General features: G+C 74.1%; 18 protein-coding genes. 10 read left to right on the top strand and 8 right to left on the bottom strand.

The genetic code is table 11. From position 1 onward, the window contains the following. Window positions 1-293 precede the first annotated feature (293 nt). Genes ACGFS9_RS23230 through ACGFS9_RS23220 form a run of 3 tightly spaced genes read left to right on the top strand, consistent with a single transcriptional unit; the run spans window position 294 to window position 2,808 of the window. Window positions 294-1,466: a hypothetical protein gene (locus ACGFS9_RS23230; protein ID WP_393255769.1), complete on the top strand. Its 1,173-nt coding sequence runs from the start codon at window positions 294-296 to the stop codon at window positions 1,464-1,466. Continuing rightward, window positions 1,463-2,107: a hypothetical protein gene (locus ACGFS9_RS23225; protein ID WP_393255767.1), complete on the top strand. Its 645-nt coding sequence runs from the start codon at window positions 1,463-1,465 to the stop codon at window positions 2,105-2,107. The genes ACGFS9_RS23230 and ACGFS9_RS23225 overlap by 4 nt, the downstream gene beginning before the upstream one ends. Further along, entirely contained in the window at window positions 2,104-2,808 is a 705-nt protein-coding gene (locus ACGFS9_RS23220) for an ATP-binding cassette domain-containing protein (RefSeq protein WP_393255765.1), read from the top strand. The genes ACGFS9_RS23225 and ACGFS9_RS23220 overlap by 4 nt, the downstream gene beginning before the upstream one ends. A gap of 120 nt (window positions 2,809-2,928) precedes the next feature. Here ACGFS9_RS23220 and ACGFS9_RS23215 read toward each other — a convergent pair whose 3' ends face one another. The 3 genes from ACGFS9_RS23215 to ACGFS9_RS23205 form a co-directional block, all read right to left on the bottom strand. Next, window positions 2,929-4,290 (bottom strand): DUF2254 domain-containing protein, encoded by a 1,362-nt coding sequence (locus tag ACGFS9_RS23215; RefSeq protein WP_393255763.1) that lies wholly within the window; start codon window positions 4,288-4,290, stop codon window positions 2,929-2,931. 200 nt (window positions 4,291-4,490) lie between these two features. Further along, window positions 4,491-5,513, bottom strand: a complete 1,023-nt coding sequence (locus ACGFS9_RS23210) for an SDR family oxidoreductase (protein WP_393255761.1) — start codon at window positions 5,511-5,513, stop codon at window positions 4,491-4,493. Between the two features lie 62 nt (window positions 5,514-5,575). After that, entirely contained in the window at window positions 5,576-7,342 is a 1,767-nt protein-coding gene (locus tag ACGFS9_RS23205) for a glycoside hydrolase family 15 protein (RefSeq protein ID WP_393255759.1), read from the bottom strand. 423 nt (window positions 7,343-7,765) lie between these two features. On the opposite strand from ACGFS9_RS23205, the gene ACGFS9_RS23200 reads away from it, so the two are divergent. The 6 genes from ACGFS9_RS23200 (at window position 7,766) to ACGFS9_RS23175 (ending at window position 12,580) form a co-directional block, all read left to right on the top strand. Further along, the gene (locus ACGFS9_RS23200) at window positions 7,766-8,092 is read left to right on the top strand and encodes a plasmid stabilization protein (RefSeq protein ID WP_393255757.1); all 327 of its coding nucleotides are present in this window, start codon (window positions 7,766-7,768) and stop codon (window positions 8,090-8,092) included. A gap of 711 nt (window positions 8,093-8,803) precedes the next feature. Continuing rightward, the gene (locus tag ACGFS9_RS23195) at window positions 8,804-9,805 is read left to right on the top strand and encodes an acyl-CoA dehydrogenase family protein (RefSeq protein ID WP_393255794.1); all 1,002 of its coding nucleotides are present in this window, start codon (window positions 8,804-8,806) and stop codon (window positions 9,803-9,805) included. Next, entirely contained in the window at window positions 9,802-10,575 is a 774-nt protein-coding gene (locus tag ACGFS9_RS23190; RefSeq protein ID WP_393255755.1) for a PIG-L deacetylase family protein, read from the top strand. Before ACGFS9_RS23195 ends, ACGFS9_RS23190 begins: the two co-directional genes overlap by 4 nt. After that, window positions 10,572-11,186: an SAM-dependent methyltransferase gene (locus ACGFS9_RS23185; RefSeq protein ID WP_393255753.1), complete on the top strand. Its 615-nt coding sequence runs from the start codon at window positions 10,572-10,574 to the stop codon at window positions 11,184-11,186. The genes ACGFS9_RS23190 and ACGFS9_RS23185 overlap by 4 nt, the downstream gene beginning before the upstream one ends. Continuing rightward, window positions 11,183-11,929: a glycosyltransferase gene (locus tag ACGFS9_RS23180; RefSeq protein ID WP_393255751.1), complete on the top strand. Its 747-nt coding sequence runs from the start codon at window positions 11,183-11,185 to the stop codon at window positions 11,927-11,929. The genes ACGFS9_RS23185 and ACGFS9_RS23180 overlap by 4 nt, the downstream gene beginning before the upstream one ends. Window positions 11,930-12,235: 306 nt before the next feature. Further along, window positions 12,236-12,580, top strand: coding sequence for a hypothetical protein (locus ACGFS9_RS23175; RefSeq protein ID WP_393255749.1), 345 nt, complete (start codon window positions 12,236-12,238; stop codon window positions 12,578-12,580). 70 nt (window positions 12,581-12,650) lie between these two features. Here ACGFS9_RS23175 and ACGFS9_RS23170 read toward each other — a convergent pair whose 3' ends face one another. After that, on the bottom strand, window positions 12,651-13,670 hold the full coding sequence (locus tag ACGFS9_RS23170) for an SDR family NAD(P)-dependent oxidoreductase (RefSeq protein ID WP_393255747.1): 1,020 nt from the start codon (window positions 13,668-13,670) through the stop codon (window positions 12,651-12,653). A 381-nt stretch (window positions 13,671-14,051) separates the two neighbouring features. Between ACGFS9_RS23170 and ACGFS9_RS23165 the strand changes: the two genes are divergently transcribed. Continuing rightward, a complete protein-coding gene (locus ACGFS9_RS23165; RefSeq protein ID WP_393255745.1) occupies window positions 14,052-14,312 on the top strand; it encodes a hypothetical protein in 261 nt (86 codons plus the stop codon). A gap of 266 nt (window positions 14,313-14,578) precedes the next feature. Here the strand turns inward: ACGFS9_RS23165 and ACGFS9_RS23160 are convergent, their stop codons facing one another. The 4 genes from ACGFS9_RS23160 to ACGFS9_RS23145 are packed head-to-tail and all read right to left on the bottom strand — an operon-like array spanning window position 14,579 to window position 19,525. Further along, on the bottom strand, window positions 14,579-15,598 hold the full coding sequence (locus ACGFS9_RS23160) for a DUF5914 domain-containing protein (protein WP_393255743.1): 1,020 nt from the start codon (window positions 15,596-15,598) through the stop codon (window positions 14,579-14,581). Beyond that, window positions 15,598-16,623, bottom strand: coding sequence for a phytoene/squalene synthase family protein (locus tag ACGFS9_RS23155; protein ID WP_393255741.1), 1,026 nt, complete (start codon window positions 16,621-16,623; stop codon window positions 15,598-15,600). The genes ACGFS9_RS23160 and ACGFS9_RS23155 overlap by 1 nt, the downstream gene beginning before the upstream one ends. Continuing rightward, window positions 16,620-18,167: a phytoene desaturase gene (locus tag ACGFS9_RS23150; protein WP_393255739.1), complete on the bottom strand. Its 1,548-nt coding sequence runs from the start codon at window positions 18,165-18,167 to the stop codon at window positions 16,620-16,622. The genes ACGFS9_RS23155 and ACGFS9_RS23150 overlap by 4 nt, the downstream gene beginning before the upstream one ends. Next, window positions 18,164-19,525, bottom strand: a complete 1,362-nt coding sequence (locus ACGFS9_RS23145) for a polyprenyl synthetase family protein (protein ID WP_393255737.1) — start codon at window positions 19,523-19,525, stop codon at window positions 18,164-18,166. The genes ACGFS9_RS23150 and ACGFS9_RS23145 overlap by 4 nt, the downstream gene beginning before the upstream one ends. Between the last annotated feature and the right edge of the window lie 225 nt (window positions 19,526-19,750).

Here is a 19,750-nt window from a genome sequence, read left to right as displayed (position 1 = left end):
TTCCGTGCCACCGACGGCCGGGCGGCCGGGCGGGCCCTCTCCACGAGGTGCGCGCCGACCGCCCCGAACCCCAAGTGTGCGCCTCACACGCTCTCTTCCACCTCTGCGCGCCCCTGAGCACCAGGAACCGCGCATCTCCGCACCGCCTTCCTACAGGCATGCTTCCGAAACCACGGTCTCCGCTCGGCGTAGTTCTCCGGGCGAACCTGCGACGTCAGGCCGGCCCCCTGATGGCGCTCGGGCCGGCGGCAGTGACCGTGTCCGTGGTCTGGGACGGGCTGTACGCCCGGGGCATGTGGCGTGACACCGGCTGGGTCCGCATCGGCGAGATGTGCTCCCTGTCCGCACGATCCGTCGGTGTGGGGAGCGCGGTACTCCTCGCGGCGTGGCAAGGCGGTGCGGTATCACGTGACGACGTCGGCTGGGCCGCCACGACATCCGCCCGAAGCCGGGTTTCCCCCCACCTGCTGGGGCTTGCCTCGGCCGTCCTGTGGCCCGCCGCCGGCCACCTGCTGGCCATGACCGTCATGGTGGCATCGCCCTATCCGCAGGAGCCCGTCGGCCGTCCGCCCCTCGACACGATGGCCGTCGACACGACGATGCTGGTCGCCTTCGCATGCCTGGCCTATCTGCTGGGAGGGACGGTACCGCTGCGGGGGGTGTTCCTGGTCGCCACCGCGGTCGCGGTGGTCGTGTCCGTCTCCCCATGGACCGAGCCCCTGCTGGGCCCCCTCGATGGCCTCCGGTTCACCTACAGCGGGGACGCGGTCCCGGGAGGCGCCGGCCTGGGCGCGCCGCCGGGTCCGCCCGCCTGGCTGCCCTGGTGCAGAGCCGCCCTGCTCACCACGATGGCGGTGACCGCCGTGCTGCTGTGCGCCCGTCGACGGAGGACGGCGGGCGCCCTGATCCTCGTACTCATGGCGGCGATCCCGGCCATGGCGCTCACCCCGGAGTCGTACGCCCCGGGATCGGTGCTCCACGCGCGACCACTCCGGTGCAGCGGTCGGTATCCGGCCGTCTGCGTCACCTCCGCGTACGAGGGACGACGGAGGCGCCTGGAACTCGTGGCCGCACACCTTTCCCGCCGGCTGGAGGGCGCCGGCCCCACCCACTACCTGCTGACCGAGGACAGCATCCATTCGTGCCGGGGCAGGAGCGGACCCCGCTCCGCGTGGACGATCGCCCTCTCGCCTCGTGAAGATCCAAGCCTGCGGAACCTCGCCGCGTGTGTCGCCGGGTCCGATTCCGGCCCCGGGGCCGCCTCGCCGGAGGCCGACGCGCTGTACCGCTGGCTCACGCGGGAGACCACGGCGCACGGCCCCGCCGGCGAACCTGCCGCAGCCGACCGGCTGTCCCGCCTCTCCGAAACCAGGCGCGCGCGGTGGATCGAACGCTATCTGACAGCTGTCGAACAGGGCAGTCGCCTGCCCCGCATACCCGAACCCGACGGAGTACGACTGCCGTGATCCCCCTCCCTCATCTTCACCCGTGGGTGCGCGCCGTCCCCGGTCTGCGCTGGCCCTGGCTGCTGGCCGTCACCGGCGTCTGCGCGGCGGGCGCCTGGCTCGCCGCGACCGCCGGCGCCGAGGATTCCCTCCCTTTCCTGCTGCTGCTCGCACCGGTCCTGCCCCTGACCTGGGTCGCGGTCAGCTACGGCGGCAGAGCCGATCCGTTCGCGCCGGTGATCCGCAGTACACCGGCCGGGGGACTGCGGCTGCTGATGCTGCGCACCGGCGTCGTCCTCGCCATCTGCCTTCCCCTCCTCACCGCCGCGGCGGTGGCAGGTGCGGGTGTCTCGGCGTGGGCGGCCGCCTGGCTGGTGCCCAGTCTGGGACTGACACTCCTCACGCTGCTCCTCGGCTCCTACATCGGCTGTCCGCTGGCCGCGGCCGTGACGAGCGGTACGTGGCTCGTGCTCATCACCGCCATCGCCCAACTGTCCATGCGCCGGGACGGCAGGGTCACCTCCTTCAGAACCGTCCTGCTCAACGTGCTCCAGAACGTGCTGGACGGCGGCGCGCAGTTCGTCTGGGGGGCGGCCTCCGGCGTGGTGAGCGCCCTGCTCGTACTCCGCCGCCACTCCTTCAACGATCTGAGGTCCCGTTGATCAGCGCCACCCGGTTGACCGTGCGGCACCGCCGCACCACCGCCGTCGACAGCCTCGATCTGCACCTGGAGCACGGCGTCCACGCCCTCCTCGGGCCCAACGGCGCGGGCAAGAGTTCCCTTCTGCGGGTCCTGGCCACGGCTGACGCCGCGGTGGAAGGGGAGCTGCAGCTGCTGGGGCGCGACCCGCGCCGTCCCGCCGAACGGATGGAGATCCGCCGTCGGCTCGGCTATCTGCCCCAGACGTTCGGCATGTATCGCGGTTTCACCGTGTACGAGTGTCTCAACTATGCCGCCTGGCTCAAGGACATGCCCGGCCGCGGCGCCCTCGAAGCCGTGGAACGCGCAGCGGACCAGGTCGGCCTGACCCCGCACCTGAACGCGAAGTACCGCACGCTCTCCGGCGGAACGCAGCGCCGGGTCGGCATCGCCCAGGCCCTGGTGAACAGTCCCGGGCTGCTTCTGCTCGACGAACCGACCACCGGTCTCGACCCCGCCGAGAGGGACCGCTTCCACGCCCTGCTCCGGCACGTGAGCGCCACCACGACCGTGGTCCTGGCCACCCACCTCATGGAGGACGTGCGTGCCTGCTGCGACTCCGTGACGGTCCTGTGTGCCTCACGCAAGGTCTTCACCGGGTCCCCGGGGGAGTTGGAGGGGGCAGGCGGTTACGCCGGGGTGCTCGCGGGAGGCGTCCGGTGAGCGGGGCGAACCGTCACCGGTCCAGGCCTCGGTATGCCGCCGAGGGCCCCGGTCGCGCGCAGGCCGCCGCGGGGACCGGCGTTCGCGGCATCGTCCCTGGGCAGGCAGGGTCGGCGTAGCTCAGGAAGACGAGGAGCCCCGGCCCGTCCATCGTCCCGCCAGTGCCTGGTCCACCTCGTCGGCCAGGTGGGCGAGATGGCCGCGTTCGGCGTCGTCGAAGTCCTGCGCGGCCACCGTCGCGCGCAGCCGCGCGAGCTGACCGCGGAGGGGCGCGTGCCGGTCGGGCGGGGCACACCAGGCGAGTTCCCGCAGCAGCCCGGTCAGGCGCGCCAGCACTTCCGGCTCGCTTGCGCCGTACCGGCGCGGCTGGGACACCACGAGATCGAGGAGCTCGGCCAGGTCCGGGCCGTCGACGTCGACCCGCACTCGCTGCCGGTCGTCCCGCAGCAGGCGCGGGCCGAGGTCCCGCCCGGCGAGATCGCACAGCAGGGCCGACGCGTGGGACAGGGCGTGGACGGCGGTGGTCGGGTCGTTGACACCGGGGGAGAGGGCCCTGACGGCCACGTCGGTCAGCTGACGCAGCCCGAAGGCGACGTCCTGGGCCTCGGTTCGTTCGGGGCCCGTGGTGAGCGCCGCGGTGACGCGCCGCAGCAGACCGTCGCGGTCGTCGGGGAGGGCGCCCGAGGCGCGGGGCCAGATCGCGCCCACCGGCGTCCCCTCGATCAGGGAGCTGCCGGGGGAGACGTCGATGCGCAGGAGGGCGTCGGCGTCGACGGCGGCGGCCACAAGGGCCTCGTCGTCCACCCAGGTCAGGAATCCGGAGTCCGCCGCCAGGACCGGCAGGGCGTGCGCCGGTGGGAGCAGGCGTCCGTCGCGCTCCTCGGTGTCGGACTCCTCGCGTTCGGGGAGCAGCCGCCGGGCGGTGCGGCCGGCGGCGGCGTGCACGTTGCGCAGCATCGTCTCGACGCGGATCTCCCGGGTGAGATGCGCGAGGAACAGCACGAGGGCCAGCACGCTTGCGAGGGCCAGGACGAAGGCCACCGAGACCGACAGTTGGGGAACCACCGGCCCCCCGCCGCCCTCCACGGTACGGACGGCGCGCAGCACGGTCAGCGCGTAGGTGAACGTTCCGAGGAACAGCGCGAGGGTCGCCTGCACGAACCGGTCGCGGGTGAACGTGCGCAGCAGGCGGGGGGAGAACTGGCTGCTGGCCAGCTGGAGCGTCACCACCGTGAGCGAGAACGTCAGTGCCGTCACGCTGACGAGCGAGCCCGCGATCGTCTCCAGCACCGCCCGCGCCGCGCCGGCGCCCCCTTCGAACAGGTTGCTGCTCAGCCAGGACGGAAGACGGTGCTTCAGGCGGGCGTCCAGGTGCGGCAGCGCGATGCCCGCGACGACGGCGAGGACGACCCCGCAGGCCGGCAGCGGCCACAGCCGCGCGCTGAGGACGCGCGGACCGACGATCCTGCCGGGCTTGCCCATCCGCTCTCCCTCACGTTCCGCGTCGGTCCCGGTGCCCGGTTCAGGCGCACCCCACCCGTGGCCCACCGGTCGCCTCGGGGCGTTCGTCTGGGGCCATCGTGGCAGAGGGCGGCGACTCGGGCAGCGCGACGACGTCGGGCGTCCGAGGGTGCCGGCGCGCCCGAGCACGGGGCCGGTGGGTGCTCCGCGCGTCCGTGGTCCTACTTGCGCAGACTTCGCAGACCGCGTGCGGCCAGCCCGGTGGTCGCCGCGAGCGCACCGGTGGTCAGCGCCGTCGCGAGGGCGGGGTGACGCGAGAACAGGAGTTGCGGGGAGCGACCGTGGGCCCGGTCGTCGAAGGAGCCGTGGGCGCCGTGATCGCGGCCCGCGGCGCCGTCGAGGGGCTCCCACAGGTTGTGCGGGCGGTCAGGGTCCTCCCGCTCGGAGGTCTGCTGGGAGTCGTAGCCGGTGCGCGCGAGGTAGCGGTCGAGCAGGGCCGGAGCGATCTTGTCTCCCCAGACGGTGGCGACGGTGCTGAGGCCGACGTAGTACTGCTTGCGGCCGGGGTGGTCGGCCGCGTGGAGGACGGCACGGGCGGCGACCTCGGGCTGGTAGATGGGCGGAACCGGCTGGGGGCGCCGGGGCAGCCGGGACAGGACCCACGAGAACTGCGGGGTGTTGACGGCCGGCATCTGGGCGATCGTGATCTTCACGTTGCTGCCCTGGTGGAGGAGTTCGGTGCGCACGGACGACGTGAAGCCGTTGACCGCGTGCTTGGCGCCGCAGTAGGCGGACTGCAGTGGAATGGACCGGAAGCCGAGGGCGGAGCCGACCTGCACGATGGTTCCCTCGTCGCGCGGCAGCATGCGGGCCAGCGCCGAGCGTGTGCCGTTGACGAAGCCCAGGTAGCTCACCTGGGTGACCCGCTCGTACTCCTCGGCGGTGATCTCGGTGAAGGGGGCGAAGACCGAGGAGAAGGCGACGTTGACCCAGACGTCGAGGGTGCCGAACTCCTCGACTGCGGCATCGGCGGCCGCCTCGACCTGAGCGGCGTCGGCCGTGTCGGTGGGCACGGCCAAGGCGCGTCCTCCGGCGTCCTCGACTTCACGGGCGGCTGCCTTGAGTCCGCTTTCACCGCGGGCGAGGAGGACGACGTTCGCGCCGCGTGCGCCGAACGCGCGGGCGGTGGCGCGGCCGATGCCCGCGCTGGCACCGGTGATGACGACGGTCCGGGTCCGGTTCATGGTGGGTGACTCCCTTTTCGTTGGGGGCGGGTGGCGTGTCAGGGGGCCGGCGTAGCGGCGGTTCAGGGGTGGGCGAGCGTCGCTGCGGTTTCGAGCATCAGCGCGTGCACGAAGGCCTGCGGGAGGTTGCCCCGCAGCTGGCGCTGGCCGACGTCGTACTCCTCGGTGAACAGACCGGGGGGCCCGCAGGCCGCCCGGTTGCGCTCGAACCAGCGCAGGGCCTGGTCGTGGCGGCCCTGCTGGTCCAGTGCGAGGGCGACCGCGTGACCGCACAGCAGAAAGGCGCCCTCGGCCTCCGCGAGCGGCCGTTGGTCGTGCCGGAAGCGGTAGGCGTAGTGGTCGTCGGTGAGGTCCGCGAGGTAGGCGTCCAGCGTGCGGACGGTCCGCGGGTCGTCCGCCGGGAGTGCTCCACGCAGCGCGGGCATGAGGAGGGCGGCGTCGAGGGCCGGGTCGTCGGGTGCGCGCTGCCAGCGACCTGTGGGATGCAGACTCGTGGCGGCCGTCCCGGCGACGATGCGGTCGGCCAGTGCCGACCAGGTGTTGGCGCGGTCCGGAGAGGGGGCGGTTCGTGCCACGGCCCGCAGACCGGCTGCGCAGATCAGGCGGCTGTGCGTCCACGGCCGGTCGTCGAGTTCCCAGATGCCCGCGTCGGGCTCGTCGTGCCGCTCGGCGACGGCGCCGGCGGCGATGTCCACGGCTCGCCAGCCGGTGGTGTCGAGCCGTCCGTGCCGGGCCGCCGCGGCGAGCAGCAGCAGGGCCTCGCCGAAGGCGTCGAGCTGGAACTGCCGGTTCACCCAGTTGCCGACCCGGTCGTAGCCCCCGGGGTAGCCGGGCAGGCCGAGGGTGCGCTGGTCGGGCACGCGGGCCCCCGTCGTCGTGTAGGCGGGCATCATCCGTGCGCCGTCCTCGTGGAGGCGGGCGGAGACGAATCGGACCGCCTCGTCCAGCAGCGGGCTGCCGCCCGCCGCGGCGGCGGCCTGCCCCGCGTAGCACTGGTCCCTGATCCACACGTAGCGGTAGTCGTAGTTGCGTCCCGCCTCGGCCCGCTCCGGGAGACTGGTGGTGGCCGCGCCGACCATCCCCCCGGAGGCGCTGGTGAGGCCGCGCATCACGCTGTACGCGTGCCGGGCGTCCCCGGGCGCCAGGGTCGTCTCCAGCCGCGGCACCTGGCGGGCCCAGGCGGCCTCGGTGGCCTCCCAGGCCCGGTCCGGGTCGACCGGTTCGGCGAGCGGTGTGTCGGAGAGTTCCAGGACCAGGTCGTGGTGCTCACCGGGCTTCAGCGTGAGGTCGAGGACCAGACCCTCCGGCCTGCGGGCGTCCGGGGCCGGGCGGGCCGCCCCCGCCCCGCTCCAGCGCAGCACCAGGGCGCCGGCCCGGCCGGTCCAGGTCCCCGCGTCGTCCCGGTGCAGGGCGCGCAGCGGGTCGGCGCCGAATCCGGCGGCGGGCACGAGCCGTACGGTGATCCGGGCGCTTCCCTCGACCGCGATGACACGGCGCAGCACGACGGCGCGGTGCGCGTCGCCGGGGAAGGCCAGAGCCTCTCGGCATTCGGTGATGCCGTCGTCGGTGACCCAGCGGCTGCGCCAGACGAGGGTGCCGTTCTCGTACCGGCCGCCCCAGACGCAGCGGCCGGCCGGCTGAACCGTGTAGTGCCCCGCAGCGCCGACGAGCGTGTCGAACACCGCGTCGGAATCCCAGCGCGGAGCGCACATCCAGGCGATGTCGCCGTACGGTCCGACGAGCGCCCCGCGTTCACCGTCGGCGATGAGCGCGTACCCGCGGAGGCTGTGCGGTCCCGGAGGTGCGGGCAGGGGGAGATGTCGCTTCACGTGCTACCTCCGGCATGGATGGTGCTTGCTGTGCCGATCCGATCTGGCGGGGCTCGTCGACGTGCGGGGCGAGCGGCGTCCTTGGGGCCGGCAGAGCTTGCTCGACCGGCCGCCCCGAAGACGGCGGGGAAGCGCGACGACCGCGGTGCACGGGTCCGGTCCGCGCCGCGGGAGTGCGCTCTCGCGCTTCGCCTGGCGGGTATCCATGTGGCCCGGCGGGAAACGTTCATGCCGGGCAGCCCGCCCCGCGGCGTTCACCTCCGTGGCAGGGCCCGTCCGCGGGCCCGGGTCGCGCCCGTGAGGAGGCCGGGGTGGAGTGGACACGTACGCCCCCTGCGTGAAGAGGCCCACCTGGGGAACTCGCCGCGCATACGGTCCAGCCGTCCGGTGCGATCGACGGCCCGACACGAACGGAGAGAGACCATGCCGGCAGGTTCCAGCCCGAAGCGGGAGCGCCAGTACGAGCACGTCAAGGAAAGCGCGCGCAAGCGCGGTGCCTCCGCCGGCCGGGCCGAGGAGATCGCCGCACGGACGGTCAACAAGGAGCGCGCCCGGGCGGGCGAGTCCAGAACGGCGAGCAAGACCTCCCTACGAGACCCCAAGTCGGCCTCCCAGCGTGGTGGCGAGCGCTCGCACAGCGGTGCTCAGGGCCCCACGAAGGACCAGCTGTACGCGGAGGCGCGCAAGAAGAACGTCGAAGGACGCTCCTCCATGAACAAGGAGGAGCTGCGACGGGCTCTGGGGCGATGAGCGCGGATGCGGCCGCGCCCCGCCGTGCCGGGGACGCGAACGGCGAACGCGGGATGTCGCCGGACGGCGGACCCGGATCTGCCGGAGTCCCCTCCGCCGGCGCACGCGAGGAGAGGGGCTCGCTCACGAGCCGGCTCGACCGCGGGGTTCTCGTGCTCACGATCACCGATTCCCCCTGTCCGTCAGGGACGGACGGCCTGTCCGAGCGGATCGGCGACCTCGTCCGCGCCCATGCTCCCCGGCCCGTCGTGATCGTTCTGGAATGCGACGCGCCCGCCGGGGTGCTCGACGCGGTTCTCGCGGCCCACGGCAGGTGCGGACGGCTCGGCGTCCTGATGTCGGTCGCCACCCCCAGCGCACCGGCACGCCGTGCCCTCCGGGCGGGCGGCCCCCGGTACGGGCCCGACCTGGTGATCCACGCCCGCGCCGAGACCGCCGTCGTCACGGCCTCCACTGCCGTCGGCCGTGGGCAGTCGTTCCCGGCCTCATCGGCGGGCCTGCCGGTCCCCAGGGCACCGAAAAGCGCTGAGCGCGGACGGGCTCCGCTCGGATAGGCCGGTACGCCCGGCACGCGGCTCACGCGACGTGGCGCCGGGACGTGCCGGGTGTGCGACCGGCGCGGAACGCCCAGGTGCGTCGTTTTGGAGTGGCGTGGCCGGATACCCCGACGTCCTGAACCCGGGCCGCCCCACCCATCGGGAGATACACGTGATGATCACTCCTTCCTCCAAGACCGCGGAGCGCCCCTCCGCCCGCCGGCACACGGCGGATCTCTTCGCGGATTTCGTCGAACGTGAGGCGCCGAACGTGCCGTTGCCGGGTCACGCGACCGCACGCCGATTCGACGTGCTGACGCGGCTGGGACGCCTCGACCTCTCTCTCGCCCGGCTGGCCGAAGGCCATCTCGACGCGGCGGCGATCCTGCACGAGGTGGAGGGGACGCGGCCGGGTCCGGGAGAGCGATGGGGAGTCTGGGCCGCCCGACCGCCAAGTCCCGTCACCCGGGCGACTCGGGCCGACGGGCAATGGACCCTCGACGGTGCGAAGCCCTACTGCTCGGGTGCCACCTCCTGCACGCACGCTCTGGTGACCGCCGAGGCCGAGGACGGCTACCGGCTGTTCGCCGTCGATCTCGACCATCCCGGTGCCGAGCCGGTCGACGGCACGTGGCCGGCGATCGGCATGGCCGGAAGCGACAGCCTGGAGGTTGAGCTGCGGGCCGTGCCGGCGCGGCCGGTCGGCGAGGCGAACGCCTATCTGGACCGGCCCGGCTTCCAGCACGGAGGGGTCGGCGTGGCGGCGTGTTGGCTGGGCGGCGCCCACGCCGTCGCCGCCCCGCTGTACGGGCGCGGAACCGAGGGACGACTGGACGCCCACGCCGCGGCTCATCTCGGCTCCGTGGACATGCTGCTGCACACCGGCGACACGGTCCTGCGTCAGGCGGGGGACGACATCGACGCCGATCCCTCGGACACCCGCGGTGCGGCACGCGTGAGGAGCCTGCGCGTGCGGGCGCTGATCGAGAAGGTGTGCAGCGAGGTACTCGAACACGTCGGACGCGCGACCGGAGCCGGACCGCTGTGCCATGACGAGCCGCACGCCCGCGCGGTGGCGGACCTCACGGTCTACGTGCGCCAGCATCACGCCGAGGCCGCCGCAGCCGAACTGGCACGGCTGGTGACCACGGCCTCGGCCGTGGGCGAGGGCCGATGAGTCCCGTGGAGATCCCCGGCGCCGCCCGACGCACGGCGGCCGAGGCCATCGACGCACCGGGTACCGCCGAAGCCGTCTGGTCGGCTGCGCACCTGCCGGGGAAGCTGCCGTCGCTCGACCTGCCCGCGGGGCCCGTGGTCGTCGTGGCGGCCCACCCGGACGACGAGGTGCTGGGGTTCGGCGGCACCATGGCCGCACTCATCGGTGCCGGGGCGACGGTCCACACGGTGTGCCTCACCTTCGGCGAGGCCTCGCACGGCCCGTTGCCGCCGCACGAGCGCGCCGGGCTGGGGCATCGCAGGCACGGTGAGCTGACTGCGGCGCTGTCGGCACTGGGTGTGCTTCCCGCGCCCGTGTGCGCCGGGCTCCCCGACACCGGCCTGGACCGCGTGGAGGACGCTGCCGTGGCGGTGATCGGTGAAACCCTGGACGCCGTGGGGGCGCGGTTGTGCGTCTCTCCCTGGGAGAGGGATCTGCACAGCGACCACGAGGCCGCGGGCCGGGCGGCCCGCCGGGCCTGCCGCGAGCGATCGACGCCGCTGTGGTCCTACCCGGTGTGGATGTGGCACTGGGCCCGCCCAGGAGACGTCCGAGTCCCTTGGCACCGAGCGGCGGTGCTTCCCCTCCCGCCTGCCGCGATCGCCCGCAAGACAGCGGCGGTGTCTCGATTCGCCAGCCAGTTGGAGCCCCGCGGACCGTCAGGCGCGCCGGTGCTGACCACCGAGGAAATCGACCATCACACGCGCGCCTTCGAGACGGTGATCCGATGAACACGCCCGCCGAGTACTTCGACGCGCAGTACGCGCGTGCGGCGGACCCGTGGGCGCTGGGGGAGCGGTGGTACGACCATCGAAAGTACGACCTGACCCTGGCGTCCCTGCCCCGTCCCCGCTATCAGCGGGCCTTCGAGCCCGGCTGCTCGGTCGGAGTCCTGACCGAGCTGCTGGCTGCACGGTGCGAGCGACTGCTGGCTGCGGATCGGTCCGCGTCGGCCGTGGAGACCGCGACGCGCCGCACCGCCGCGGTCGGCCATGTCACGGTGAGCGATATCGCCGTGCCCGATCAGTGGCCCGAGGGTTCCTTCGATCTGATCGTGCTGTCGGAACTCGTCTACTACTTCGATGTCCCCACGGCCAGGAGACTTCTCCGCGCGAGCGAGGAGAGCCTGGTCGAGGGAGGTCACCTCGTCGCCGTGCACTGGAACCACGAGGTGACCGAGCACACCTGCACGGGCCGTGACGTGGCGGACCGCATCGGCGACCTGACCGGGTTGGGCCTGCTCGCGCGCTACGACGACCCCGACTTCACCCTCACCGTCCACGAGCGCCACGCCGTTCCCGGACCGGCCCTCTCTCCTGCCCGCGCCGAGGGGCTGGTGTGACGCCCCGCGCTGTCGCCGTCGTGATCCCGGCGCACGACGAGGGTGACCGTATCCGTGCCTGCCTGCGCAGTGTGCGCGCCGCCGCGACCCGAGTGGCCCTGCCCGTGGCCACGGTGGTGACGGCGGACGCCTGTACGGACGCCACCGCCGCTCTGGCCCGTAACGAGGACGCTCATGTCGTCGAGACCCGGCACGGCAACGTCGGAGCCGCGCGGGCGGCCGGCATCGAGCGCGCGCTTGATCTGCTGGCCGATGCGGGCCCGGACGTGTGGCTCGCCATGACCGATGCCGACACCACCGTCCCCGTGGAATGGATCGCCCACCAGCTGACCTGGGCGTGGCGCGGCTACGACGCCGTGCTGGGCACCGTGAGGTTGTCCCCCACCAGGCCCGGCGCGCGCCACGTCGCACTCCACGACGCCGAGTACTTCCGAACCCGCGGCCACGCCGAGAAGACGGGCAAGGCGTGGCGGCACCCGCACGTCCACGGCGCGCATCTCGGGGTGTCTGCCGCTTCGTACACGCGGGTCGGCGGCTTCGCGCCCCTGCCCAGCGGAGAGGACCACGACCTCGTCCACCGCCTGCTCGACGCGGGGTGTCGCATAGCCCGAACGGACCTGTATCCCGTGCACACCGCGGCCCGTCTGCGCGGGCGGGCGCCCGGGGGTCTCGCGGACCTCCTGGCGTCCCTGCGGGACGGCGACCCGCCGCCCACCACCGCACCGGCGCCCGCCGTCGCCTGACGTTCGGCGCCGGCCCTCCGCGCTTCGCTTCGGGGCAGTCCCGGTCCCGCTCTGCCGCGTGCGACGGGCGAGTGCAGTGGGGACCGTGATACCGGCCGTGCCCCACCTTCGGACCGAGGCGCTCGGCGTCCGCCCGCCGGGGTGGCGCGATCGACCGCGCGACCGCATCCCGTTCGGACAGAGCGCATGCGTCCGTCACCGGCGGGTACCCAGCTCGGGCATCCGCCGCTGCCCTGGTGCCCCGCAAGGGCGGCGGCATCGACTCGCAGACGCCTGGGGCGACGATCCGATGAGGAGGTCAACCTCGTGGAGCTGACACTGATCGCGGGAGACGGACAGAGCGTGACCCCGGGGGCGGAGTTCTCCTCGCTCTCCGTTCACGCCGCGGACGGCGCGGACCCGGCAGGCGGCAGAATGGTGAGTTTCTTCGTCGACGACCCGATGGGGACGGGCACCGACTTCCACGGCGGCTCTCCCGTCCGGATCACCACGGCGTCGGACGGCACGGGCACGACGGACGTACCGCTGCTCGCCGGCGACGCACCGGGTGCCGTCGAGGTGAACGTGCTGGCCGACGGCGGACGAGCGGTCTTCCACCTCACCGTCGGCGAGCCCGCGGCCACGGACGCGGATACCTCGGAAACACGGTGAAACACCGAAATCGGGTCCGCTTCGCCTCCGAACGACGGGCGGCCGGGACGCGACGAGGACCGGCGACGGCTCAGGCGTCGCTCGGCGGTCCCGGCGTCCGCTGGTTGTAGCGCCGGGCGGCCCGGTCGTTGAGCAGGCTGCCCGCCCGGCGCAGCCGCTCCGTCCATCCCGAGGCCGGCCGGTCGATCCGGTGGCCCTGCTCCACCCCGCTGCCTCGCCGTCCCGGCGTGGCGGCATCCCGGGCCGAGGCCTGGGGCAGTGCCCGCGCGGCCAGTCCGCTCAGCCGGGTGACCACGGTGGGCGCGATGCCGTGCGCCAGACCCGCGGCACGTGCGGCGGGGGTGAGGACCACACGGGTCTTTCGGCGTTCCAGGGCCCGTACGATGCGCTCCGCCGCCCGTTCCGCGTCCATCGACACCACCGGCATCCCGGCCAGCGCGGAGAACCAGGCGAACTCCTGCGACGAGGGCCCGCCGAACTCGGCCTGCAGATGTGACCCCGTCCGCATGAGGCCGGGGTGGACGGTGGTGACACTCAGTCCCTCGCGCGCCGTCTCCGCCCGCAGTCCCTCACCCAGCGCACCGACGGCCGCCTTGGCGCACGAGTACGGCAGCAGGTGGGGAACCGCGAGAAGCCCGCCGACCGAGCCGATGAGGCACAGACGGCCCCCCGCCGGACTGCGGCGCAGGTGGGGCAACGCGGCGGTGGCGGTGTTCACCGTGCCGCCGAAGATGGTGGCCATGGCGTCCTCGAAAGCCTTGGCGTCCAGCGATGCCAGGGGCCCGACCTGGATGATGCCGGCGTTGGCGACGACGACGTCGAGGCCGCCCTGGGCGCTCTCGGCGTCCCGGACCGCGGATTCCACCGCCGTCAGGTCGCGGACGTCGCACACCGCGGTCCGCGGTGTCACGCCGGTCCTTTCCTCGATCCAGGCGGCGGCGCGCCGAAGTTCCTCGGCGTCCCGGGCCGCCACGGTCACCCGGCAGCCGCGCAGGGCCAGGCGCGCGCCCAGGAGGAGGCCCAGACCGCGAGAACCGCCCGTGACCAGCGCGGAGCGCCCCTGCAGATCGGACGGTGGGGACAGCGCCATGATCGTCACCTCATTCCTCGAAGAAGCTCTGGGTACCCGGCCCGCTCGCATCCAGACGCACGATCCCGCCGCACGGGGCAGAGCGGGGCGGTGCCACGACTCGTGGCGGAGACGGGGCGCGTCCCCCGGTGCCTCGCCGCGTGGCGCGGGTGTTTGTCCCCGACACCGGAGGGAACTCGACGGCCCCGTGCTTCGGACCGCAGGCGCGTGCCCGTGCCGCGCCGCCGGCTTCGTTCCGCATCGGCGCGACGGCCTTCCTGCACAGGAGTCCGCAGTGGTGCGCACCGCGCCCTGGCCCTCGGGCGCATGGTGACCGTGTCGTCCACCCGGCCGCGACAGGCCGGGAGGACCGCACGTCCAGTGGAAAGTGAGGGTGATCCGATGGACGAGAGTTCCGTGGTCGTCCACCCACCGACGGCCGCAGGAGGCCGCCGGGTCTGGCTGGACGGCAGGCCCCTGGGCGTGGCCCGCAGTCTGCGTGCCCTGACCAGGCTGCTGAACGAGGCCGGCTGGGAGGGCGCGGACGAAGTGGACGTCGCCGAGTCTCCGGTCATCGAATGGCACGGCGGAGGACCCGAGACGTGGTCCGCCTGGGGCGACCCGTGGACCGCGCATCCGCCGCGCAGGGCCGGTCTCACCTGAGGCACACCGCCCCGAGTGCCGCAGCACCGTGGACCCCGGGGTCCGGGGGCTCTCCTCTCCGCTGCCGCCGGCGGTGTGCGACGTTCGCCGAGACGACCGCCGCCCGGCGCGCAGACGCGCCCGAGTCTGCCGATGCGGGCCCCATTCGACGGCAGGAGCGGTAGGACCGAACCACGCGTGCGGCGTCCGGATCAGCGGCGAGGAGGGCGTGCTCGGGACGGTCGCATCGGCCGCCCCGAGCACGCCACACGTGATGGACCCTGCGGTCAGCCGGGGAAACGCCCGGTGGAACGGAGTTCCCAGCGGCGTTCCGCGTAGGCCAGGTCGTCGCGCCACAGCCGTCCGGCCGCCGCGCGCATCAGGGGCCGCAGCACGGGGGCCGCCGCGCGTGCCGCGGCGAAACCGGGGCGCCCGGACACCGCCATGACCGTCTCGATGACGGCCGTGCGGGGCCGGCCCGACCGGTCCGGACCGAGCGGCGTGGCGTGGGTCTCGACGACGGACCCCTGCCCCTCGCCCTCGGTGATGTGCATGACCACCGTGCGGGGTTCCGGCGCGGTGAAGACCGCCCGCACCGGGACGACGAGCCGCCCGGCGACCTTGAAGGAGACGTCGACGGCGAACCCGTCCTCGGCATCGGCACCGTCCGGCGCCCCGTCGGGGGCGTCGACCACGGTGAGGTCCACGAACGAGTACGGGTGGAACCACGCGCCGTGCCACGGGTCCAGCCGGTTGGCGACCACGTCCTCGGGCTCGCAGGTCCCCGCCCCCTCGTAGACGGCGGCCACCGCGTCCGGCAGGGCGGGCCGGACCGGCACCACCGGCGCGTCCGTGGGCGGCTCTCCGCCCACGTCGTCGAGGCGGACCCAGACCAGCACCCCGTCGTCGTGGACCGGGAGCGGCTCCCAGCCCGCGAAGGCCCCGCCCTCGAGCGCCAGCCCGTGCCAGTGGCAGACCAGGGTGCCGCAGACCACCGGGCTGTCCCGCAGCGGTGCGCCGAGGTGCGGGCACACGCCAGGCCCGCCCACCAGACGTCCCGCGCGGTTGCGCCAGAGCACGACCTCGCGTCCGGCGACGGTCCGCGCGAGGGATCGACCTGGTCGCACGGCCCGGCTGGCTCCCACGACGTACCAGTTGCCCGACGGGCGTGACCGGGCTCGCTTCAGCGCCTCGGCGATCACGCCGGGGCGGGCTTCGCGCCAGGTGGGCCGCTGACGGGCCCAGGGGACCGGACGGCGGCGCAGGGACAGGGGAAGGCGTGCCCCTCCGGAGGGCTTCCCGGACATCACGCGGTCTCCTTGTGCAGCTCGGACGGGGAAGGGCGACCCTGGGCGGCACCGGAGGGCAGGGAGCGTGGCGTCGACCGTTCTCCGGCACGGCGCGCCGCGGTACGGGCGGCCGTCACCCGCACCAGACCGTCGAGCGCGACCGCGGCCCGTCGTCGGCGGGGAACCACGGCGCGCCGGTGGACCACGGAATACGCGTCGGCCGCGATCGCGTCGAGGATGCCGCCGTACAGGACGAACGCCGTCCGGATGCACGGACGGGACACCGGGTCGAGCATCGCGAGCCCCGGGACCGCCTGCCGGTACACGCCGCGCGTGAGGTTCTCGAACGCGCGCAGCGCCGTCACGATCCGGGGATCGCGGCGGCCGGTGGTCCTGCTCCACAGCAGCCGGTCCCGGTCGACGCCGTGCGCTTCGAGGAGGTCGGCGGGAAGGTAGACGCGCCCGCGGTCGAGGTCCTCGCCCACGTCTCTCAGGAAGTTCGTCATCTGGAAGGCGACCCCGAGGGCCGCGGCGGGAGGCTCGGCCTCCTCGCGCGGCACGACGGTTCCCAGGACGGGAAGCATCTGCAGGCCGATCACCGCGGCGGAGCCGTGCATGTACCACTGGAGGTCGTCGAGCGTCGGGTAGTCGGTGACCTCCAGGTCGCTGCGCATGGACGCCATGAAGTCGGTGAAGTGCCGGTGGTCGATGGCGTAGCGCCGCGCGGTGTCGGCCAGTGCCAGCACGACCGGATCCGCGCTCTTTCCGGAGAGCAGCCCGACCTCCAGGCTCGTCTGGAGGTCGGCGAGGTCCCTGGCGCGGTCGGCGGGATCGGCGGGAGCGGCCAGGGAGTCGACGATGTCGTCGGCCCAGCGGGCGAAGCCGTACAGGGCGTGGACGGCCGGCCGGCGTTCGACCGGCAGGAGCCGGGTGGCGAGGAAGTAGGTCTTGCCGTGGCGGGCGTTGAGGCGCCGGCAGCGGCTGTAGGCGTCCCGCAGGGCGGGGTCGGTGATGCCGGCCGCCGCGAGTTCGCGTCGGGTCATGAGGGAGCGCCTTCCGTGGTCGCCGGCCGCGGGCGCCGGGCCCCGGAGGCGTTCTTCGTGGTGGGGGTGCCGGTGATGCGGGCGGCGGCGAGCTTGCCGGACAGCAGGACGGTCGGGACGCCCACTCCGGGGGTGGTGCCGCAGCCGGCGAGTACGGCGTTCTCGGTGCCGCGCACCAGGTTGCGGGGGCGGAAGGGGCCCGTCTGCGGGAACGTGTGCGCGGCGGAGAACGGGGTGCCCGCGGCGTGGCCCTGGGCCTGCCAGTCCGCCGGGGTCACCAGGCACTGCTCCTCGATCGCCGAGCCGATGCCGTCGAGGCCGCGCCGCTCCAGTTCCCTCAGGATGCTGTCGCGGTAGCGCGGCGCCAGGTCGCCCCAGGCGGCGGCCCCGGGACCGATGTCCGTGTTGGGGCAGGGCGCCAGGATGTAGTGCAGGTGGCGGCCGGGCGGCGCGAGTCCCGGGTCGGTGGCGGTGGGCCGGGTGATGAGCAGCGACGGATCGCTCATCAGGTCGCCCGTCCGGGTCAGCTCCTCGAAGGTGCGGCTCCACTGCGCGCCGAAGGACAGCGTGTGGTGGGCGAGTCCGGGCCAGGTCCGGTCGGTTCCGGCGTGCAGGACGACGGCCGACGGGGAGTGGCGGATCGGCAGCGGCCGGCGAGGGGCGCGGCCGAGCAGGCGGTAGGTGACGGGCAGGTCGGGGGTGAGGACCACGGCGTCGCAGGCGATGCGCTCGTCGTCGGTGACCACGGCGGTCACGCGCCCCGCCGAGCGCTCCAGCCGGGTGACGTCCTGCCCGTACCGGAACTCGGCGCCCGCGTCCGCCGCGGCGTCGGCCATGGCCTGGGGGACCGCGTGCATGCCGCCGCGCGGGAAGTACACGCCGGCGACGGTGTCCATGTAGGCGATGACGGCGTAGGCGGCGAGGGCCCGCTCCGGTGGCACACCCGCGTACAGGGCCTGGAAGGAGAAGACGCGGCGCAGGCGTTCGTCGCGCAGGTGGCGGCCGATGCGCTTGTCCAGCCGGCCGAAGCCGCCGAGCGCGGCGAGCCGGGCCAGGTCGGGGGTCAGCAGTTGGAGCGGGGAGTCGAAGTTGGCGTCGATGAAGTGGCGCATCTGCGCGCGGTAGAGCGTCTCCAGCCAGGCCCGCAGGTGCCGGTATCCGGCCGCCTCGCGGGGGCCGGCGAACCGTTCGACCTCCGCTTCCATGGCCTCGGCGTCGGTGTGGACGTCGAGGGAGCTGCCGTCGGCGAACCGGGCGCGGTAGGCGGGGTGGAGGGGGATCAGGTCGACGCGTGCGCGCAGGCTGTCGCCGACGGCCGCGAACGCCTCGTCCGCCAGGTCGGGCATCGTCAGGACGGTCGGTCCGGTGTCGATGTGGTAGCCGTTGCGGACGATCCGGCCCGCGCGGCCCCCGGGCAGGGCGGCGCGTTCGACGACGGTGACCCGGCGGCCCGCGCCGAGGAGATGGAGGGCGGCCGACAGCCCGGACAGGCCGGCGCCGACGACCACGACGTGGTCCGTGCGGCCGGGGATCTTCCGGGTCATCGGGTCGCCTCCTCGGCGGGTACGTCGACGAGAGCGTCCACGAGCGCGGTCACGCCGCCGTGATCCGGGGCGCCGGGGGAGCGGGGCCCGGGAGGAGCGCCCGGCGGCGGGGCGGCTGCCGCGCGCAGCAGGCCGCGCAGCCGGCGGCGGCCCTCCGGCTCCAGCACCGCCCCGTCCAGATGGCGCATGCCCTGCGCGACGAGCCGGTCGATCTTCGCCTCGACGGTGGCGTAGGCGCCGGTGGACAGCAGAACCTCGCGGACCCGGTCCAGGCCGGCCTCGGACAGGTCGGCGCGGCCGAGGGCCCCGTCCAGCACCGCGAGGGCCCTGTCGTCCGCGTTCGCCTCGGCGCGGGCCCGTGCGACGGCGACCAGGTAGGTGGGCCGGTTCGAACGGATGTCGTCGCCGACGGGTTTGCCGGTGGTCTCGGGCGTGCCGAACACGCCCTGGAGGTCGTCGCGGAGCTGGAAGGCGATCCCCACGCAGCGCCCGGCCGAGCACAGAGCGGCGGTCGTCGCGTCGTCGGCCCCGGCGAGCGCGGCGCCGAGGGCGAGCGGGCGTTCCACCGAGTACAGGGCCGTCTTGAGGCAGGCGGCGCGGATCGACCGGGCCAGCGACAGCGAGGAGGTGGCCTGACCCTGCACGTCCAGGTACTGCCCGGCGACCATCTCCATCCGCATGGCGCTCCACACCTCCCGCACCCGCTGCGCGGTGCCGTCGGGGAGCGGGGTGCCGGCGACGACGTCGTCGGCCCACGCCAGCGCGAGATCACCGGCGAGGATCGCCGCCGCCTCGCCGAAGCGTTCCGCCCGAGGTGCGCCCGGAGCGTCTTCGCCGCGGTACTGGGCCGCCACGTCCGCGTGCAGCGCGAGCCGGCCGCGGCGGATCGAGGAGCCGTCCATCACGTCGTCGTGGACGAGCGCGCACGTCTGGATGAGCTCCAGAGCGGCGCCGATCCTGAGCGCTGCCTCCGCCCCCGTGCCGTGTCCGCCGCAGGCGAGCCGGGCCCACCACACGAACCGCGACCGGGTCCGCTTCCCGCCGTTCAGGGTGAAGCGGGCCACCCGCTCGGCGATGTCCCGGGCGAACACCGGGTCGAGCGTCTCGGCTCGCGCCGTGACGTCGCCCAGGATCTCCGAGAGAACGGCACCCACCAGGTCGGCCACGTCACCGTTCGTGGCCCGCGGGCCCGACCCGTCCGCCGCCCGGGCCGTTCCGGCCGAGCCCTCCGGGCGCACCCCTCGCACCGGCGAGGAGTCCGCCGGATGTGCATGGTCCGCGGCACCCGGCCTGGCCGTGCCGTGGGGGCCCGGCGGTCTTCCCGCCGCCGGACAGGCCTGCGCCTTGCTGGGGAGCATCCCGGTTCCTCTCGCCGTGATCGGGCTTGGCCTCTTGTGTCAACGCTTTCCGCGCCGACCGGGGGCCCGGATGCGCCATTCGACGGAAAGTGAAGCCGTGACGAAGGAAAGTCGGGTGCTGCCGCGCCGCCCGGGTGCACAGGTGTGACGCGGGAGGTGCGTCCTTCACCTGTCCGGCCGCACCTCCGGGGCCGCTTCACGCCCTGCGATCCCCCATGCCTGACG

It is taken from the genome of Streptomyces sp. NPDC048566 (assembly GCF_043199735.1).
Lineage (GTDB): Bacteria > Actinomycetota > Actinomycetes > Streptomycetales > Streptomycetaceae > Streptomyces.
This window is presented reverse-complemented; position numbering and strand designations above follow the sequence as displayed.

What these genes read in the sequence shown, in the direction of transcription:
- ACGFS9_RS23230 (WP_393255769.1), top strand. Translation starts at nt 294, where the DNA reads ATGTGGCGTGACACCGGCTGGGTCCGCATCGGCGAGATGTGCTCCCTG.
- ACGFS9_RS23215 (WP_393255763.1), bottom strand. Translation starts at nt 4,290, where the DNA reads ATGGGCAAGCCCGGCAGGATCGTCGGTCCGCGCGTCCTCAGCGCGCGG.
- ACGFS9_RS23210 (WP_393255761.1), bottom strand. Translation starts at nt 5,513, where the DNA reads ATGAACCGGACCCGGACCGTCGTCATCACCGGTGCCAGCGCGGGCATC.
- ACGFS9_RS23200 (WP_393255757.1), top strand. Translation starts at nt 7,766, where the DNA reads ATGCCGGCAGGTTCCAGCCCGAAGCGGGAGCGCCAGTACGAGCACGTC.
- ACGFS9_RS23195 (WP_393255794.1), top strand. Translation starts at nt 8,804, where the DNA reads ATGATCACTCCTTCCTCCAAGACCGCGGAGCGCCCCTCCGCCCGCCGG.
- ACGFS9_RS23190 (WP_393255755.1), top strand. Translation starts at nt 9,802, where the DNA reads ATGAGTCCCGTGGAGATCCCCGGCGCCGCCCGACGCACGGCGGCCGAG.
- ACGFS9_RS23185 (WP_393255753.1), top strand. Translation starts at nt 10,572, where the DNA reads ATGAACACGCCCGCCGAGTACTTCGACGCGCAGTACGCGCGTGCGGCG.
- ACGFS9_RS23170 (WP_393255747.1), bottom strand. Translation starts at nt 13,670, where the DNA reads ATGGCGCTGTCCCCACCGTCCGATCTGCAGGGGCGCTCCGCGCTGGTC.
- ACGFS9_RS23165 (WP_393255745.1), top strand. Translation starts at nt 14,052, where the DNA reads ATGGACGAGAGTTCCGTGGTCGTCCACCCACCGACGGCCGCAGGAGGC.
- ACGFS9_RS23160 (WP_393255743.1), bottom strand. Translation starts at nt 15,598, where the DNA reads ATGTCCGGGAAGCCCTCCGGAGGGGCACGCCTTCCCCTGTCCCTGCGC.
- ACGFS9_RS23155 (WP_393255741.1), bottom strand. Translation starts at nt 16,623, where the DNA reads ATGACCCGACGCGAACTCGCGGCGGCCGGCATCACCGACCCCGCCCTG.
- ACGFS9_RS23150 (WP_393255739.1), bottom strand. Translation starts at nt 18,167, where the DNA reads ATGACCCGGAAGATCCCCGGCCGCACGGACCACGTCGTGGTCGTCGGC.
- ACGFS9_RS23145 (WP_393255737.1), bottom strand. Translation starts at nt 19,525, where the DNA reads ATGCTCCCCAGCAAGGCGCAGGCCTGTCCGGCGGCGGGAAGACCGCCG.